This window comes from Shewanella sp. WE21 (assembly GCF_002966515.1).
GTDB classification, from domain to species: Bacteria; Pseudomonadota; Gammaproteobacteria; order Enterobacterales; family Shewanellaceae; genus Shewanella; species Shewanella oncorhynchi.
The window spans coordinates 1,629,338-1,646,664 of sequence record NZ_CP023019.1; the positions used below are offsets into that span (position 1 = coordinate 1,629,338).

Here is a 17,327-nt window from a genome sequence, read left to right on the forward strand (position 1 = left end):
ATGCGATTGTTACTAGTTGAAGATGATATAGAACTACAGACTAACTTAAAGCAACATCTCCTCGATGCCCATTACAGTATCGATGTGGCGAGTGATGGTGAAGAAGGCTTATTTCAAGCGCTCGAATACAACTATGATGCAGCAATTATCGATGTAGGTTTACCTAAACTCGATGGTATCGCCTTGATCCGTAGCGTGCGTGAACAAAAACGCGACTTTCCTATCCTGATTTTAACCGCAAGAGACAGTTGGCAAGATAAGGTTGAAGGACTCGATGCTGGTGCCGACGACTATCTGACGAAACCTTTCCATCCCCAAGAACTCATCGCACGACTAAAAGCCCTGATCCGTCGCTCTGCTGGTAAGGCCAGCCCCCTGATCTACAACGGCCCCTTTAGCCTTAACACCAGCAGTCTAGAAGTACGTAAAGGCGAAGAACTGGTTAATCTCAGTGGTTCTGAATACAAGCTATTCGAATTTTTTATGTTGCATCAAGGCGAAGTCAAATCAAAAACTGTACTCACAGAGCATATCTACGATCAGGATTTTGATTTAGATTCTAACGTCATCGAAGTCTTTATCCGCCGGTTACGCAAAAAACTCGACCCAGATAATCAATACAACTTAATTGAAACTCTGCGCGGCCAAGGTTATCGCCTAAAAGCGTTAACGTCCGGGCAAGCAGCCGATGAGTAAACGCGCCATGGCGTGGCAAGTGTTGAACTCCCTAAAAGCACGCTTAGTTGCCAGCGCGCTATTATTTATCTTAGTGTTATTACCTTTGATCGGCGTTGCCTTAAACGATGCCTTTACTGAACAAGTTAAAAGCGCAACCAAGAATGAACTCAGTGCCTATGTCTATTCGATTCTCGCGGTGACTGAAGTCGAAAACAAACAAATCTCCATCCCAGAGTTAGTGTTAGAGAATCGTTTTAACCTCATTCAATCAGGACTGTATGCCATTGCAACCACTGAAGACGCCAGCGGCAAACAAGATATAGTGTGGCACTCGCAATCTTTTATGGGGATTACGCCACCGCCACATTTTACCATCCCAGCCACAGGTCAAAGCGCATTTGAGCAAATCGAGCTCGCCGATCAACTCCATTTGATTTATAGCTTTAGTGTCAGTTTTGCCAGCCAAAATCAAAACGTGCCAGTGACAATCCACATCATTAAAGACGAGCGAGAATTTCAGCAGCAAATTGATCAGTTTAATCAACAGCTTTGGACTTGGCTGCTGATCTTAATGTTAGTCATGTTAGTGTTTCAATTGAGTTGGTTACTGTGGACGTTGCGACCTTTAGCACGCTTTACCCAAGAGTTACATTCCGTCGAGCAAGGTAAGTCGATGCAGCTAAGTAGCCAGTACCCCACTGAATTACAAGCGGTTGCTCGGCAGCTTAATATTTTGCTCAATACCGAACAAACCCAACGAAAACGCTATCGTAATGCCTTGGCCGACCTAGCCCATAGCCTCAAAACACCACTGGCGGTGATCAAGAGTCAGGCCGACTTAAGCGAATCCTCCAGTGAGCAAGTATCAGTGATCAGCCGGATCATTGGCCACCAGCTAAAACGTGCCCAAACCGCAGCGGCGGCCTCGTGGCATTTAGGTATTCGTGTCGATGAAGTCGCCGCTAAGTTATTACGCACGTTAGCTAAAATTTATCGAGAGCCACAAATCAATCTCAGCGGTGAGATGGTAGAACACGCAGTATTCAAGGGGGATGAAGCAGATCTGACTGAAATTCTAGGCAATTTACTCGACAACGCCTGTAAAGCCGCGAAGTCTACGGTGACATTAACGGTCACAGGCGATGCCTATCAACTGCTAATCTGTATCGAAGATGATGGCCCAGGGATCAGTGAAGCCCTGCAAAATCAAATCTTTGAACGTGGTATTCGCGCAGACTCCTACCTTCAAGGTAATGGTATTGGGCTTGCTATCGTGCGCGATTTAGTCGACAGCTATAACGGCAGAATTTCTGTCTCTCGTTCAGAAACCTTAGGTGGTGCCAAATTTAGCATCAGCTTTGCACACTCAGTTTAAGTCTTTATTTTCAATGTGATAGGTTTATTACTTCTCTTAAAATTTGGCTATAAATAAATATTTAACCGCAAAACACTTTCAGCTTATGTTCATATTCACACGCCTAATATGCCCATAACATCCTCGAACAGGATTATTGGAGCAAACCATGAACAGACTACATCGATGGAATTGGCTAGTGTTAACGGCGGCATTAGTGGCCTTGCCTTTCACTACCACAGCACAGGCTGCGGGCATATCTGCGAGCCAAGGATCGAGCACCGCGGCAAGCCAAGCCGAACTCGAACAAATGCTGGCGCCTATTGCCCTGTATCCCGATAGCTTATTGACCCACATACTTATTGCCTCAACTTATCCACTCGAAATAGTGCAGGCACAGCGTTGGTTAACCCAGCGCCCCAAATCATCGATCGACCAAATTATGTCGCAAGCCGAAGATCAGGACTGGGACCCGAGCGTCAAAGCCTTGCTGGCCTTCCCGACGCTGCTGCAAAAAATGAGTGAAGATCTCGAATGGACTCAAAGACTCGGTGAAGCCTTCTTAGAAGATGAAGGCCAAGTGATGAACAGCATTCAGTCCCTAAGACAACAGGCTGATAAAGCGAATAGCTTAGCGGACATGGATAACATGGCAATTACCCGCGCCAACAATCAGATCATCATAGAACCCGCTAAGCGAGAAATCGTCTACGTCCCCTATTACGATCCACGCGTGGTTTACGGCACATGGCGTTGGGGAGTGGCTTATCCACCCGTATATTGGGAATTTGGCGGCTATGCTGGCTATCCCTATCGTCCGAGTCATAACCATTTCTACTGGTCACCGGGCATCCATATTTCCTTTAACTACTTCTTCAGTTCGTTCCACTGGCACAACCATAAAGTGGTGGTGATCGACTATCGCCATTCACACCGATATCGCCCACGGGAAAGATACAGTGTTAGCCATGGCGCACAACCTTGGAAACATAAACCCGAACATAGACGCGGTGTGAGTTATCACAATCCAGTGGTGAAACAACGCTATTACCATGATGATAAATATCGCGGCAGAGATTCACACTCAAGCGGCAGTAAACAGCACTTCAATAGCCAATATTCGAAGTCTAAAGAACGCCAAGATACCCATAGTAATCTGGGTAATATGAGTAATCAGGGCAATAAAAGTCGTGATAATAAAGACTATCACAACGTCAGCCGTGAACGTGATAACCGCGCGCCGAGTTATCAGAAAACGCAAGCCGAGTTAAAGGAGCGTCGCGCAGCGACTATGGTACAAACACCAACCCACAAGGAGCGTAATGACATGCAATCAAGACCCGTGCAGTCAAAGCCAATGCCATCAAAGGAGCCTCAGCAAAGGCAATATCAAACTCGGGAGTCACAGCCGCGTAATGTCGATCAACAAAGGGCACAGTCACAAAGGCAAGAAAAACCAAGAACTATGACCCCAAGAGTTGAAACGCCACGACCTGAAACAAGACGTACAGAGCCACAACGGATTGAACAACCAAGACAAGCGGCGCCTAGACAACGCGAAGAAGTGAAAGTGAGACAAAGTGAACCACGCCAAAATGCGCAAACCGCTCGCTCGGTAGAACATAACCAAGGTCGATCAACTCAAAGCCAAGAACGCCGTCATAGGGAATAACAAGATATAAACTGAAAACGAGTGCCCAGAAGACTCACCCTCTTACTGGGCATTTTTATGGATTATTTATCTGTAACATCACCTCACAAAGGCAACGTCCTCCAGAGTTAAGATCCTAAATACATCTCATATTCTAAAATGAACTATAAATAACAATTTTAATAACCAAATTTGCAGATATAGTCAGAGTGCGAGTCAAACTGGCTTCATCCGGTCGTCATTTGGCTCTCTTATCAACTCACATCTTGGAGGATGAAATATGGCAACCTTATTAATTGTGCCAGGGTTTGGTGGTAGCGGCCCTTTACATTGGCAAAGTTGGATTGCACAAAAATATGAATCAGCTATATGGGTCAATGACTTACCACTATTGGAGCCTAAGATTCATATCTGGGCCAATGCCATTTGCCGCGCAATCGATCAAATCGAAGGTGAAATCCTCATCCTCGCCCACAGTTTTGGCTGTTTAGCGACAAGCCTTGCCATCGCTCATCATCCACAGCGGGTAGCAGCAGCTATTTTAGTCGCGCCAGCATCACCAGCACGATTTTCTGAGAATGGACACATTCTGCATGAACACGATGGCACTCAAACGATCAAACACTTGTTGCCAAAATATCCCTTAGGTGTCGCAGGGCTTGTCATTGCCAGTGAAAACGATCCTTGGATGCCCTTTAATCAAGCTGCAAAACTGGCAAAGAAATTTGGATTCCCAACAATCAACTTAGGGTTAAGTGGCCACATTAATGTCGATTCCGGACATGGACAGTGGCCCCTCATTGATGTGCTTATTGGTAATCTTATCTATCAAATAGAAAGTGCAACTCAGATCTAGCCTAACGATCTCGCAAACTCAAAGACACAAAAGACACACTTATTACATAAAAGAATATCAAATCGCAAAATGTAACTTTTTAGTTATCAATATTTGATTATAATTCCAATTACGTTGTCAAAAACCACTTACATGAGGACTGATATGGCAACCAAAGAAGATCTACAAACCGTGATCCCCGTGCTCGTCAATAGTTTAGAAAAACTACTGGGTAGAATCGAGTTTGGGACAGTGGAATTAACCTTTCACCATGGGAAATTAGTGCAATTAGAAAAAAAAGAAAAAATTCGTTTAGACCAAGTTACGCCGTCAAAATAAAAACGAAATTTACCACCCAATCAACACAGTTAGACCACATCGCTGACCGGTCAACCGGAAGCCTTATTAAATAATATGAGGATTTCGGTATGAATATTTTATCTCACCTACAAAAAGCAACACTCACCTTAGTTTTGGCCTCGGCTAGTTTTCTCGCACTCGCTGAAGATACGCTATTAAATGTTTCCTATGATCCAACCCGTGAATTCTATCGGGAATATAACCAACTCTTCGGCCAATATTGGCAAAAACAAGGCCATAAAGCCCCAACCATACGTCAATCTCACGGTGGCTCAGGCTCGCAAGCTCGCTCCGTTATTGATGGATTAGAAGCAGATGTTGTCACACTAGCACTGGCCTATGACGTTGATGCATTAAGACAAAAAGCGGATTTAATTCCTGAAAATTGGCAAAGTCGCCTGCCACACAATAGCTCGCCCTATACCTCGACCATAGTGCTATTGGTTCGCAAGGGAAATCCCAAAAATATCCATGACTGGAATGACTTAGTTCGTGAAGGTGTAGAAGTCATTACCCCAAATCCTAAGACTTCAGGCGGGGCACGCTGGAACTATCTCGCTGCTTGGGGTTATGCACTGAAGCAATACGGCTCAGAAGAAAAAGCGTTAGAGTTTGTCACTCAGATTTATAAAAACGTACCTGTGCTGGACTCAGGCGCCCGTGGCGCAACCAATACCTTTGTACAGCGTAACATTGGCGATGTGTTCATCGCTTGGGAAAATGAAGCCATATTATCTGTTGAGCAGTTAGGAAAAGGTGAATTTGAAATTATTGTTCCAAGTGTCAGTATTCTTGCTGAGCCACCAGTGACAGTGGTAGATAAAAATGTCGATCGCAAAGGGACACTTAAGTTAGCAGAAGCTTACCTAGCACATCTCTATACTGATGAAGCACAACACCTAGCTGCAAAACACTTTTATCGCCCGACAAACCCAGACATTGCGTTGCAATACAAAGACAAGTTTCCACAACTGACGCTCTTTACCATTGATGAGGTTTTTGGTGGCTGGAACAAAGCACAAAAAACTCATTTTAATGATGGTGGTCAATTCGATTCTATTTTAACCAAGATTAGCAAGTAATCTTTTACGCGGTTTCATTAATACGAAACCGCCCATTGGTTTCACTTATCTCGCGACGGAATAATGATATGAGCAAGGTTGTCATAAAATCTGTGCTACCTGGATTTGGTATTACCTTAGGCTTCTCAGTTTTATATTTAAGTTTGCTATTTCTTATTCCTGTAGCCGGATTAGTTCTGTTTACGCTGCAAATGAGTTGGGCTGACTTTTGGGTCGCAATTAGTCATCCTCAGGTTGTAGCCTCATACAAGCTGTCATTTACGGCGTCTTTTATTGGCGCCAGCATTAATGCCATTTTTGGGACTCTCGTCGCTTGGGTGTTAGTACGTTATCAATTTTTTGGTAAAAAAGTCGTCGATGCTTTAGTCGATCTGCCTTTTGCCTTACCGACGGCTGTCGCAGGTATCGCGCTCGTAACGCTTTATTCGACTACCGGGTGGGTAGGTCAATATTTACACTTATGGGGTATTAAAGTCGCCTACAGTCAAATTGGTGTTGTGATCGCCTTAACTTACATTGGATTGCCCTTTGTCGTACGAACAGTACAACCGGTTTTGGCTGATTTTTCAAAGGAACTTGAAGAAGCATCTGCATCCCTCGGTGCTAATCGATTAACCACCATAAGAAGAGTGATCCTACCTGCGGTATTACCTGCATTATTAACGGGTTACGCCTTAGCCTTTGCACGTGCAGTAGGCGAATATGGTTCCGTCATTTTTATCTCGGGCAATTTGCCCTATCGCACCGAAATTACTCCGCTACTGATAGTGTCCAAAGCTGAGCAATATGACTATAACGGCGCTGCGGCTATCGGAGTGGTCATGCTCGCAGCAGCTTTCCTCTTATTGTTATTAATTAATAGCCTACAGTGGTGGGCGAGTAAAAGAGGTTAAGTCTATGGGCCAAATATCGACTGTAAATTATCAAGCTACCACTGAGGCACCTTGGATAAAGTGGAGTTTAATCGGGATCGCATTAAGCTTTCTCGCACTGTTTCTGGTTTTGCCATTAGCGGTTGTGCTCTACGGCGCCTTTGAAGCGGGTCTCAAGATCTGGTGGCAAGCCGTGACCGATCCCGATGCGCTCGCTTCCATTCGCCTCACCTTATTAGTGTTAATTATTGTTGTACCCACCAATGCTATTTTTGGTGTCGCCATCGCTTGGGCTATTGCTAAATTTGAGTTTAGAGGCAAAACCATACTGATCTCGATAATCGATATGCCCTTCGCCATTTCACCCGTCGTGGTCGGGCTGATTTTTGTGATCCTCTTTGGTGCCCAAGGCTGGTTTGGGCCTTGGCTTGCTGCCCATGATTTAAAAGTGATTTTTGCCGTTCCGGGCATAGTCATTGTCATCATGTTTGGCACTTTACCCTTTATTGCCCGTGAACTCATCCCACTGATGCAGCAACAGGGCAAAGATGAAGAAGAGGCCTCACTCACCTTAGGCGCCAGTGGTTTAAAGACCTTTTGGTACGTCACTTTACCGAATATTAAGTGGGGCTTACTCTACGGCGTGATCCTGTGTAATGCCCGCGCTATGGGCGAGTTTGGTGCGGTAGCAGTGGTCTCTGGGCGCATTCGCGGTGAGACCAATACTATGCCGCTACACATAGAAGTGCTTTATAACGAATACATGTTTACGGCCGCGTTTGCCGTGTCATCCCTACTCACAGGTTTAGCACTGGTCACTATCGTGCTGAAAAGCCTCGTGGAGTGGAAAGATGAGCGCAAACATCAAATTAACTAAACGCAACGTCCTTAGGAACAGAGCATTATGAGCATACACATTCAACAAGTTAATAAGCGTTTTAGTGATTTTGTTGCCGTGGACTCGGTCAATTTAGAGATCAAAACCGGAGAGCTGACGGCCCTTTTAGGCCCATCCGGCTCAGGCAAAACAACTTTACTCAGGATTATTGCCGGACTCGAACAGGCCGACAGTGGCATAGTTAGATTTAATGGCGAAGACATCACCACACAGCATGTGAGTGAACGCGGTGTCGGTTTTGTATTCCAACATTACGCCCTATTTAAACATATGACTGTATTCGAAAATGTCGCCTATGGACTCACAGTCAGACCACGAAAGACACGTCCGACTAAGGCAGACATTGCCGATAAGGTGCATTCATTACTCAAACTCGTCCAATTAGATTGGACTGCTAATCGCTATCCATCACAACTTTCAGGCGGTCAAAGGCAACGCATCGCACTCGCCCGCGCGCTTGCGGTCGAACCTAAGGTTCTACTGTTAGACGAACCCTTTGGCGCGCTCGATGCAAAAGTCCGCGCAGAATTACGCCGCTGGTTAAGACGCTTACACGATGAGATTAATGTCACTACCGTATTTGTGACCCATGATCAGGAAGAAGCACTCGAAGTCGCAGATAAAATTGTAGTGATGAATCAAGGTCGTATCGAGCAGCAAGGTACGCCAGAAGAAGTCTATGATAATCCAAGCAATCCTTTTGTGTACGAGTTTCTTGGCAATGTGAACCTATTTCATGCCCGGGTAAAACAAGGGCATAGCACTATAGGCAATATCCACATTCCCTCACCTGAGCACACGATTAACGAAGAGCAACAAGGCTTGGCCTATGTTCGTCCACACGAAATCGAGGTACTGACACAACCAACTGAAAATGCCCTTAAAGTCAGTTTAGACTTAGTGACCATAGTTGGCCCTGCAGTAAGATTAGAAGTCCTAACTGAGCTAAATAACCAACTGATCCATGTTGAATTATCTAAAGTGCAATTTAAACAGCTTGGCATAAACAAAGGTGATAGCGCTTGGATCCAACCGCGCTATACCAAAGTCTTTTTAGGGGAAGGCATTTAACCACTCACCGCCCTAATCAATAGATCAGAACTTCAAGGTCAAGGACTGACCTTCTCCCATTCCCTGCCACTCAACACTCAAATCCATAATCTCATTGAGAATATGATCAAAATCTGTTTGGTTAACAGTAGGAACGGCCAAGTCTCGACTGCTACAGGCTTGCTCTAACAGATAAATAAAGCCGTCATAGGTTGGCGTTTCACCCGCCCACAGTAGCGACTGCAGGGTCTCAACTATGGATTCAGCTTGCCACACCTCCGTTTTATCAGCGATGGCGCGGGAGGTTTCATTATGCTCTAAGGTAAAGCTGATATCGGCGCCAGCTCTGATCTGCGAGAAGAAAGCACCTTGAATATGCAGGCGTTTTTCAACCACATAGTGGATCATATCGTGAGGTGCTATACCTTGTTCTGGCATTTGGGTTTGGGTCGCACTACCGTCCATGCGCACACAGCGCAACTGGCCATAACGCTGAGTACCTTTAGTGAAGATGACTTGCATAAAACCATCCTTAGTATTTTGATTAACGCATGCATAATGCGAACTCAAGTATAGTCCAACTCTGCGCCAGCATTAGAAAAACAACAACACTATGCCGTTATAAATTACGCTGGATAAAGCGGAAACACTCTTCTGCCGCTAAGGGTTTACTAAAGTAAAACCCTTGCACTAAGTCGCACCCCATGCTCGACAATAATACCAATTGCGCCTCGTTTTCAACCCCTTCAGCGACCACAGTTAACCCCAATTCATGGGACATAGAAATAGTTGCAGCGCTAATGGCTGCATCGTTCGAGTCGGTCTCAATATCCTTCACAAAGGATCGGTCGAGCTTTAACCTGTCTAAGGGCAAGAGTTTCAAATAGGATAAAGAGGAATATCCAGTACCAAAATCATCGATGGCGAGCTCGATACCATGTTGGCGCAATTCCGCTAATAAGCGCGCATTCTGCTCAGGATATTGCATCGCCACACTCTCGGTAATCTCCAGCTCCAGTGCGCCTTTGCCCAACTTGTGCTTCACCAACACATTGGTAATATCGGCGACTATCGTATCCTTACGGAGTTGATGTGCCGACAGATTCACCGCCATTCGCAATTCAGTGGCACCCGCAGCGCGCCAGACAGCAAGTTGCGCCATCGCCGTTTCTAACACCCATTGGCCAATTGGGATGATCATGTCAATCTCTTCGGCAATGGGAATAAAACGGTCAGGCGCTATCATGCCAAATTCGGGATGCTGCCAGCGCACAAGCGCTTCGACACTGACCACTTGCCCGCTTCTAATATCAATTTGTGGCTGATAATGCAGCCGCAATTCGTCGTTTGCTAACACTTGCCTCAGGCCAGTTTCAATATGCTGGCGCTCAGTGATCAAGGTGTTCATTGCCGCAGTAAAGAATTGATAGTTATTGCGTCCAGCCGCTTTTGCGCGGTACATGGCCATATCGGCATTTTTCATCAAGGCTTCAACACTGTCACCATCATTGGGGAATAAACTGATCCCTATACTTGGCGATGAATGTAATGCTTGATTATTAATCACATAGGTTTGACTCAAACCACTGCGCAGCGCCTCGGCTAAACTGGCCACTTCATCATGGTTTGTATCGGACAAGGCAACCACAAACTCATCGCCTCCCAAACGCGCCACAGTATCATTATCACCAACGATGTATTTCAAACGTCGGGCCACCTCTAGCAGCAGTTGATCGCCCACATGATGGCCCAAGGTATCGTTGATATTTTTAAAGTGATCCATGTCGATGAACATTACCGCTATTTGGCTGTGGGATACCAGAGCATCCTTAAACACCACTTCGAGGCGCGACTGCAAGCTCAGTCGATTAGGCAATAAGGTCAAAGAGTCATGATGGGCAAGGAAATGAATGCGTTCCTCACTGACTTTACGCTCACTGATATCGGTAAAGCTGCCAATATAGTGACTCACGGCACCAGAATCATCCCGCACCACAGACATCATCAACCATTTCGGGAAATCGTAGCCTTGTTTATGCCTATCCCAGACTTCACCTTGCCAGAAACCCGTTTGTTCGAGGGCTGCACGGACTTGAGAATCGATACTTTTATCCGTTCGTTCAGCCTCTATAAAACGGCAGTTTTTACCAATAATGTCCTCTCGGGAATAACCCGTGATCTGAGAAAATGCGCTATTCACATCCACAATGATATCGTTGGCATCCATAATCGTGATGCCTTCACCACTCTGCTGAAATACTTGCGCCAAGAGATTTACCCGCGCAACGGTACGCTCCTGCTCAGTAATATCTTCGACAATAAACAAAATTAGCTGTTCACCATTAGCACCAGTAACTAAAGCCCCGTTGAGGCGCACCGCCACTAATTGGCCATTTTTATGTAAATAATGCTTCTGATAGGGACCGTAACGGCGCGTCTGCTTTAAGCGCTCTAATTGCTCAGTTTCACTTAATTGATAACGCTTTGGGGTAAGATCCCAAGGATCAAGTTGATTAAGCTCATCGAGTGAATAACCCGTAATCGCTTGAAAGGCGGGGTTAATCGCCACAAATTGACCATCATCTAAACGTTTAAGCACATGCCCCACTGGGGCCTTATCAAATAGGTTTCGATATTTTTGCTCACTTTCGACCAAGGTAGCTTGAAAAGCCTGACGGCGGGCAATTTCCTTCGACAATGCCATGGTTTTTTCTGTCACTTTTTCGGCAATACGTTGGCGCTCGCCGGAGGAAACCAGTGTCATGCCGCCCACGACCGCACAAGTGATAAAGGCGAGCAGAAGCATCAGTAGCGATAAGCTAAAAGTATCGCCCATCAGTACCGCATAGGATTGATAAATCACTATATGCCAATGACGATCCGCTAACATCAGGTTTGCCTGAAAATACTGCCCAGTTTTATCGCTGAAGAGCTTACTGCTAAATTCGGGAAACGATTTTTGAGTATTGCTATAAAGTAAGGTACCGCCCGCACTCATATCTGTCAGTTGCCACTGCAACCCTTTTACACTATCAACATCATCAATAATGCCTTGCAAATCAATTACAGCAGAACAAAACCCTGAGATCTTACCCAATCTGTCAAAAGCAGGAGCAATGAGTAAAGTGCCACCAGGACCATTGGGATCTTGTGCTAATTGAATCTTGGCTGTCATCACGGGTGCTAACGTCGCACGCACTTTTGCTATGGCAGCAGCTCGCGTCGGCTCACTATTGAGATCTAATCCCAAGGCCGCTTCGTTACCTATCTGCGGCTGAATATACATCACAGGGACTAGCCAACCATCAGTATTCGCCTGCCAGCCTTCGGGACGAGTCACTTTGTAGGAACCACCAACCACAGAACGAATTGATGCCTCAAAACTTTGCTGATCGGCTGCCGCCACAAGCGGTGACCAAGACCAAGCTCTAAAGCCATCCTTCATCAACATATTGCGTTTGCCAAACTGTACAAACTCATCCTCAGAAACCTGCTCGCTATTATCGAACAAGCTTGCTAAGGCAACAATTTGTTGGAGGTTAGCATCTTGAAAACTTTCAATATTGCTAATAATCGCATTAGATTGAACCAGAAACTTATCCTGCAACTGTTGGCGCTGATTCATATCTGAGTAGTAATAAATTCCCACGCAAAATAAAAAACCCACCAGCAAAGGCACACCCGTCTGAATGCGGCGAGAACGCCAAATAACTCGCTTATCAAATAACAACATAGTCAGAGGGATAAAAATCACGGCACCGAGCAAATCCCCAGTCCACCAATTTATTAAACTACCCAGTAAATCGGACTGTGGAATCGTACCGTTAATCACTAAGGAGAAATTGCCAAAAACAGTCGCTACAGTACAAGTTAAAGCTAAACTCAAGCAGGATTTAATGACGGCGTTAGGATTATCTAGGGTGAATAAATGATCGACTCGCCCAAGAACATAGGCAGAAAGCACTGCCTGTATAGATGAGCCAATTGAAATCGCAAAGGGCAACCACCCCCAATGGATATGTCCGCTGATGTTGAGATTAATCAACAAAGAACCAATGAACACACCAATCCAAGGCGCATATTCTTTCCATAAAACACAAGCGGCAATGGCAATACCTGCGGCAGGCCAAATTGCAGCAGAATATCCAGGCGGCAAAGCAATCATCAAACCAATTTTACCTACAATAACGTAAGCTAAGGCGATGAAAATGTTTACCTTAAGGTATGGGATAAATGACTTTATGTGTAGTCCTTCATGCTGACGCACTTCAAGAATTGAGAAGCATCATGCCCTACTCACAGGCTCAATCTCAAGCACATATCAGGGGCGAGATAAGTTCACAGTTTAATAATCGGTTTATCTAATGTAAATAGCGTAAATGACTGACGCAATCACTCATTTAACGTGATGTTTTTATTTGGGATGCCGATCTCAAATGCACTTAATCACACAGCCAAACTTGGCGAGCCCAATCTTGCGACAAACAAGCTAACCCATCAAGACAACTACTGGCAACATTAGCCCCGCCATAGAAGTTAAGCTTAGTCTTTTTGCGGGTAAAGCGAACATGTTTATAGGGGCTGTAATCAACTCAATGACGCCACGAGCAAATCAACTTTAGTCAAAATGAATAAATGAGAGGCTTCACATTTTTTTATTTTATGAGAACAAAATCAGTTTAAATAATGTTAATTTTGTAAATCTAACGATCCAATTTAGTTTTAATTAAGGTTTTTTTAATACTAAAGCCCTTTTACTACAGGGATCCGCTTTCATTCAATAGCCGCTTCTTGGTATCCTCCTGCCGCATAAAAAAGTTACATGCTGAATATTTTTTGTTCTGCCAACTGACTCCTTTTCCCGTTCAGCCGGACTCATTAATTGAAATTAGCTCTTAGCCAATTCATTGTTGAAAGATTGAACCTAACTATTCGGCTTTCAACCTTTAGCATGACAAATCTAACCCTGTTTTTCGGGTTATTGTTTGTGCTGCCTATTGCTGACGTTTTATCCGTGTTGATCGGCGGTTGTGTCGATATTAGTGAATTAATCAGCCTCAGCAATGGCTTTTTAGTCGAGTTTATTGGCGCTAGTTTGCTCAGCTTGTTATTACTCAATCCCCTCGTTATTCTGCAGTTATGGCATTTAATCGACTGCTGCTTCAAATTTTTCAATCATCTCGATTTAACTAACGCTTCACTTTTTTTAGCACCCCCAAGGCTAAAATCCCTCGAACATACCGCCCACGGTTGTCGCGCTCCGCCATTTTAACCCTCTGTTTTTAAATTAAAATTAAGCATTAAGCGCTGAAAGCTGATCTTAGATTTGCCTCGGGATGGCGGCACATTGTTGTGTCATGCCTCTTGGGTTTCAGGATTTGCGCTCAGATAACGCCGCTTAGTGCGACTGCCGGTTAACGCTTGGCAGAGTTGTAAACCTTAGGGTTAGAGGAATCTTCCTTTGTTAATTCGAAAATTAAGTAAAGCAGCAATCGCGGCAGTAGCACTCATGCTCGCGGGTTGTGATGGCGGTGTGTTGGACCCTAAGGGCCAAATCGGTATCGATGAAAAACACCTGATTATCGTCGCCACCCTACTCATGCTCATTGTCGTTATCCCTGTGATTGCCATGACATTGTACTTCGCGTGGAAATACCGCGATGGCCGTGATCAGGAAATCTATGCGCCTAAATGGGCACACTCAACGGCGATTGAAACCGTCGTGTGGATAGTGCCGATTGTGATCGTGATAGTGCTAGGTGTGATCACTTGGGGTTCGACCCATGATCTTGATCCATATAAACCTTTAGAACACGAAGCTAAACCCGTCACGGTTGAAGTGGTGTCGCTGGACTGGAAATGGTTATTCATTTATCCAGAACAAGGCGTGGCATCGGTCAATGAGTTGGCGTTTCCAGCCAATGTGCCAGTGAACTTTAAGATCACCTCTGACACTGCGATGAACTCCTTCTTCATACCTCAGTTAGGCAGCCAGATTTACTCTATGGCGGGCATGACCACTAAGTTGCATTTGATCGCTAACGAGCCCGGCACCTTCGACGGTATCTCAGCTAACTACAGCGGTGCCGGATTTGCGGGCATGAAGTTTAAAGCGATTGCCACTCAGACACCTGCCGACTTCGAGGCATGGGTTGCCAAGTTAAAACAACAGGGCAAAACATTGGACTCAGCGGCCTATGCAACACTGGCTAAACCGAGTGAATACAATCCGGTTGAATACTTTGGCTCAGTGAGCAAAGGGATATTTGACCAAATCGTGATGCAATACATGCACATGGACTCACATGAGGGCATGAACGGTCACGAAGGAATGGACATGCACGCAGGCATGGAACACATGGGCACTGAGCACACATCTGACATGGCAGACATGAAAGGTATGCACGACATGGCACATATGGCAGGCGAGCACGCGATGGAAAATACACAGAACATGGCCGACATGGATAGCTCAACACCTTCTGTACCGTCATTAACACAAGACTCATCCACAGAACCTTCATCCTTAGAGCACTCATCCACTCATAAAGTGGAGGCGGAGTAATCATGTCATTTCTCGGTAAATTAAGCTTAGATGCGATTCCGTATCACGAGCCCATCATCATGGTGACCCTAGCGGTCGTCGCTGTGGTAGGTTTGTATATCGCAGCCTTGATCACTAAACACAAAAAATGGAGCGTACTCTGGAATAATTGGTTAACCTCAGTTGACCATAAACGCCTCGGTATCATGTACATAGTGTTGGCTTTGGTGATGCTCATTCGTGGCTTCTCCGATGCCATTATGATGCGTACCCAGCAAGCACTCGCCACCAACGGCGCCGCAGGTTATCTGCCGCCAGAACATTACGACCAGATCTTCACCGCCCACGGCGTGATCATGATTATCTTTATGGCGATGCCATTTATGATAGGTCTAATGAACTTAGTAGTGCCGCTGCAGATTGGCGCACGCGACGTTGCCTTCCCCTTCTTGAACAACCTCAGTTTCTGGCTGACCGCCTCTGGCGCTGTGCTGATCAATATTTCATTGGGTTTAGGTGAATTTGCTAAAACAGGTTGGGTGGCGTATCCCCCCCTCTCAGAACTGGCTTACAGTCCGGGGGTTGGAGTCGATTACTATATCTGGGCACTGCAAATTTCAGGCATAGGGACAACCTTAACCGGGGTGAACTTTATCGCCACCGTACTTAAGATGCGCGCCCCCGGCATGAAGCTGATGCAAATGCCAATCTTCACTTGGACTTGTACTTGGGCGAACATTTTGATCGTCGCGTCATTCCCAATCTTAACCGCCGTGTTAGCCATGTTAACGCTCGACCGTTACATGGATTTCCACTTTTTCACCAATGACGGTGGCGGTAACGCCATGATGTATATCAACCTATTTTGGGCGTGGGGACATCCTGAAGTTTACATCCTGATTTTGCCTGCTTTTGGTATTTTCTCCGAGGTGATCTCAACCTTCACGGCTAAGCGTTTGTTTGGTTACACCTCTATGGTGTGGGCGAGCGGTGCGATTTCAATTTTAGGTTTCATCGTTTGGTTACACCACTTCTTCACTATGGGCTCAAGTGCCAACGTCAACGCTTTCTTCGGGGTGATGACTATGGTGATTGCGGTTCCAACCGGGGTAAAACTGTTTAACTGGTTGTTCACTATCTACCGTGGCCGCCTACGGTTAACGGTACCAGTGTTGTGGACGCTAGGCTTTATGGTGACTTTCACCATAGGCGGTATGACAGGTGTGCTATTAGCCTTACCAGGAGCCGATTACGTTCTACATAACAGTTTGTTTTTAATCGCGCATTTCCATAACACTATTATTGGTGGTGCGGTATTTGGTTACTTAGCAGGCTTTGCTTACTGGTTCCCGAAAGCGACAGGTTTCCACTTGAATGAGCGTTTAGGTAAAGCGTCATTCTGGTGCTGGCAAATCGGTTTCTACGTGGCCTTTATGCCGCTGTACGTATTAGGCTTTATGGGTATGACGCGCAGAATTAGCCATACGGATAACCCAGCGTGGAACGTGTGGATTTACTTAGCCGCTGTGGGCGCTTGCATCATCATGGTCGGTATCATTCTGCAGTTTATTCAACTGTATGTGAGTATCCGTGACCGCGACCAAAACCGCGATACTACGGGCGATCCATGGAATGGCCATACGTTAGAGTGGTCAACCGCTTCACCACCACAGTTCTATAACTTCGCTAAGCTGCCACAGGTTGCTGATATCGATGCCTTTACCGATGCGAAAGAAAAAGGCGTGGCTTATCAAGGCCTCAAACACTATCAGCCAATCCATATGCCGAAAAATACCTCAAGCGGTATCTTAATGGCGCTGGGGATCACTGCCGCGGGTTTTGCCGCTATTTGGCACATTCTCTGGTTAGCCATTGTGGGCTTAGTGGGCGCGTTTATCGTGTTCTTATTCCGTGCCTATAACAATGACGTCGACTATTACGTGCAACCCGATGAAGTGGCTCGCATTGAAAATGCCCACTTAAACAATGTAGTAAGGGGCTGA

General features: G+C 45.6%; 14 protein-coding genes. 12 read left to right on the top strand and 2 right to left on the bottom strand.

Annotated elements, in window-relative coordinates; genetic code table 11:
* The 9 genes from CKQ84_RS06980 (at nucleotide 1) to CKQ84_RS07020 (ending at nucleotide 8,801) form a co-directional block, all read left to right on the top strand.
* Nucleotides 1–696 (top strand): response regulator transcription factor, encoded by a 696-nt coding sequence (locus CKQ84_RS06980; RefSeq protein WP_105250672.1) that lies wholly within the window; start codon nucleotides 1–3, stop codon nucleotides 694–696.
* Complete coding sequence (locus tag CKQ84_RS06985) at nucleotides 689–2,053, top strand: ATP-binding protein (RefSeq protein ID WP_105250673.1); 1,365 nt, start codon at nucleotides 689–691, stop codon at nucleotides 2,051–2,053. The genes CKQ84_RS06980 and CKQ84_RS06985 overlap by 8 nt, the downstream gene beginning before the upstream one ends.
* 148 nt (nucleotides 2,054–2,201) lie before the next feature.
* A complete protein-coding gene (locus tag CKQ84_RS06990; RefSeq protein WP_105250674.1) occupies nucleotides 2,202–3,704 on the top strand; it encodes a DUF3300 domain-containing protein in 1,503 nt (500 codons plus the stop codon).
* A gap of 259 nt (nucleotides 3,705–3,963) precedes the next feature.
* Nucleotides 3,964–4,539: an alpha/beta hydrolase gene (locus CKQ84_RS06995; protein ID WP_105250675.1), complete on the top strand. Its 576-nt coding sequence runs from the start codon at nucleotides 3,964–3,966 to the stop codon at nucleotides 4,537–4,539.
* 144 nt (nucleotides 4,540–4,683) lie between these two features.
* Nucleotides 4,684–4,857 (top strand): YezD family protein, encoded by a 174-nt coding sequence (locus tag CKQ84_RS07000; RefSeq protein WP_105250676.1) that lies wholly within the window; start codon nucleotides 4,684–4,686, stop codon nucleotides 4,855–4,857.
* Between the two features lie 89 nt (nucleotides 4,858–4,946).
* Nucleotides 4,947–5,960, top strand: a complete 1,014-nt coding sequence (locus CKQ84_RS07005; protein WP_105250677.1) for a sulfate ABC transporter substrate-binding protein — start codon at nucleotides 4,947–4,949, stop codon at nucleotides 5,958–5,960.
* Nucleotides 5,961–6,028: 68 nt separating this feature from the next.
* A complete protein-coding gene (cysT, locus tag CKQ84_RS07010) occupies nucleotides 6,029–6,853 on the top strand; it encodes a sulfate ABC transporter permease subunit CysT (protein ID WP_011790693.1) in 825 nt (274 codons plus the stop codon).
* Between the two features lie 4 nt (nucleotides 6,854–6,857).
* Nucleotides 6,858–7,709 (top strand): sulfate ABC transporter permease subunit CysW, encoded by an 852-nt coding sequence (cysW, locus tag CKQ84_RS07015; RefSeq protein WP_105250678.1) that lies wholly within the window; start codon nucleotides 6,858–6,860, stop codon nucleotides 7,707–7,709.
* Nucleotides 7,710–7,736: 27 nt separating this feature from the next.
* Nucleotides 7,737–8,801, top strand: a complete 1,065-nt coding sequence (locus tag CKQ84_RS07020; protein WP_105250679.1) for a sulfate/molybdate ABC transporter ATP-binding protein — start codon at nucleotides 7,737–7,739, stop codon at nucleotides 8,799–8,801.
* A 24-nt stretch (nucleotides 8,802–8,825) separates the two neighbouring features.
* Here CKQ84_RS07020 and CKQ84_RS07025 read toward each other — a convergent pair whose 3' ends face one another.
* On the bottom strand, nucleotides 8,826–9,302 hold the full coding sequence (locus CKQ84_RS07025; protein ID WP_105250680.1) for a cytoplasmic protein: 477 nt from the start codon (nucleotides 9,300–9,302) through the stop codon (nucleotides 8,826–8,828).
* Nucleotides 9,303–9,399: 97 nt separating this feature from the next.
* On the bottom strand, nucleotides 9,400–13,047 hold the full coding sequence (locus CKQ84_RS07030) for an EAL domain-containing protein (protein ID WP_105250681.1): 3,648 nt from the start codon (nucleotides 13,045–13,047) through the stop codon (nucleotides 9,400–9,402).
* A gap of 615 nt (nucleotides 13,048–13,662) precedes the next feature.
* On the opposite strand from CKQ84_RS07030, the gene CKQ84_RS07035 reads away from it, so the two are divergent.
* From CKQ84_RS07035 to cyoB, 3 genes are all read left to right on the top strand, one after another.
* Nucleotides 13,663–14,052 carry a hypothetical protein gene (locus CKQ84_RS07035; protein WP_105250682.1) on the top strand — a complete coding sequence of 130 codons (390 nt, stop codon included), beginning with the start codon at nucleotides 13,663–13,665 and terminating at the stop codon, nucleotides 14,050–14,052.
* 189 nt (nucleotides 14,053–14,241) lie between these two features.
* Nucleotides 14,242–15,345, top strand: a complete 1,104-nt coding sequence (gene cyoA / locus CKQ84_RS07040) for a ubiquinol oxidase subunit II (RefSeq protein ID WP_105250683.1) — start codon at nucleotides 14,242–14,244, stop codon at nucleotides 15,343–15,345.
* A gap of 2 nt (nucleotides 15,346–15,347) precedes the next feature.
* Complete coding sequence (cyoB, locus tag CKQ84_RS07045; protein ID WP_105250684.1) at nucleotides 15,348–17,327, top strand: cytochrome o ubiquinol oxidase subunit I; 1,980 nt, start codon at nucleotides 15,348–15,350, stop codon at nucleotides 17,325–17,327.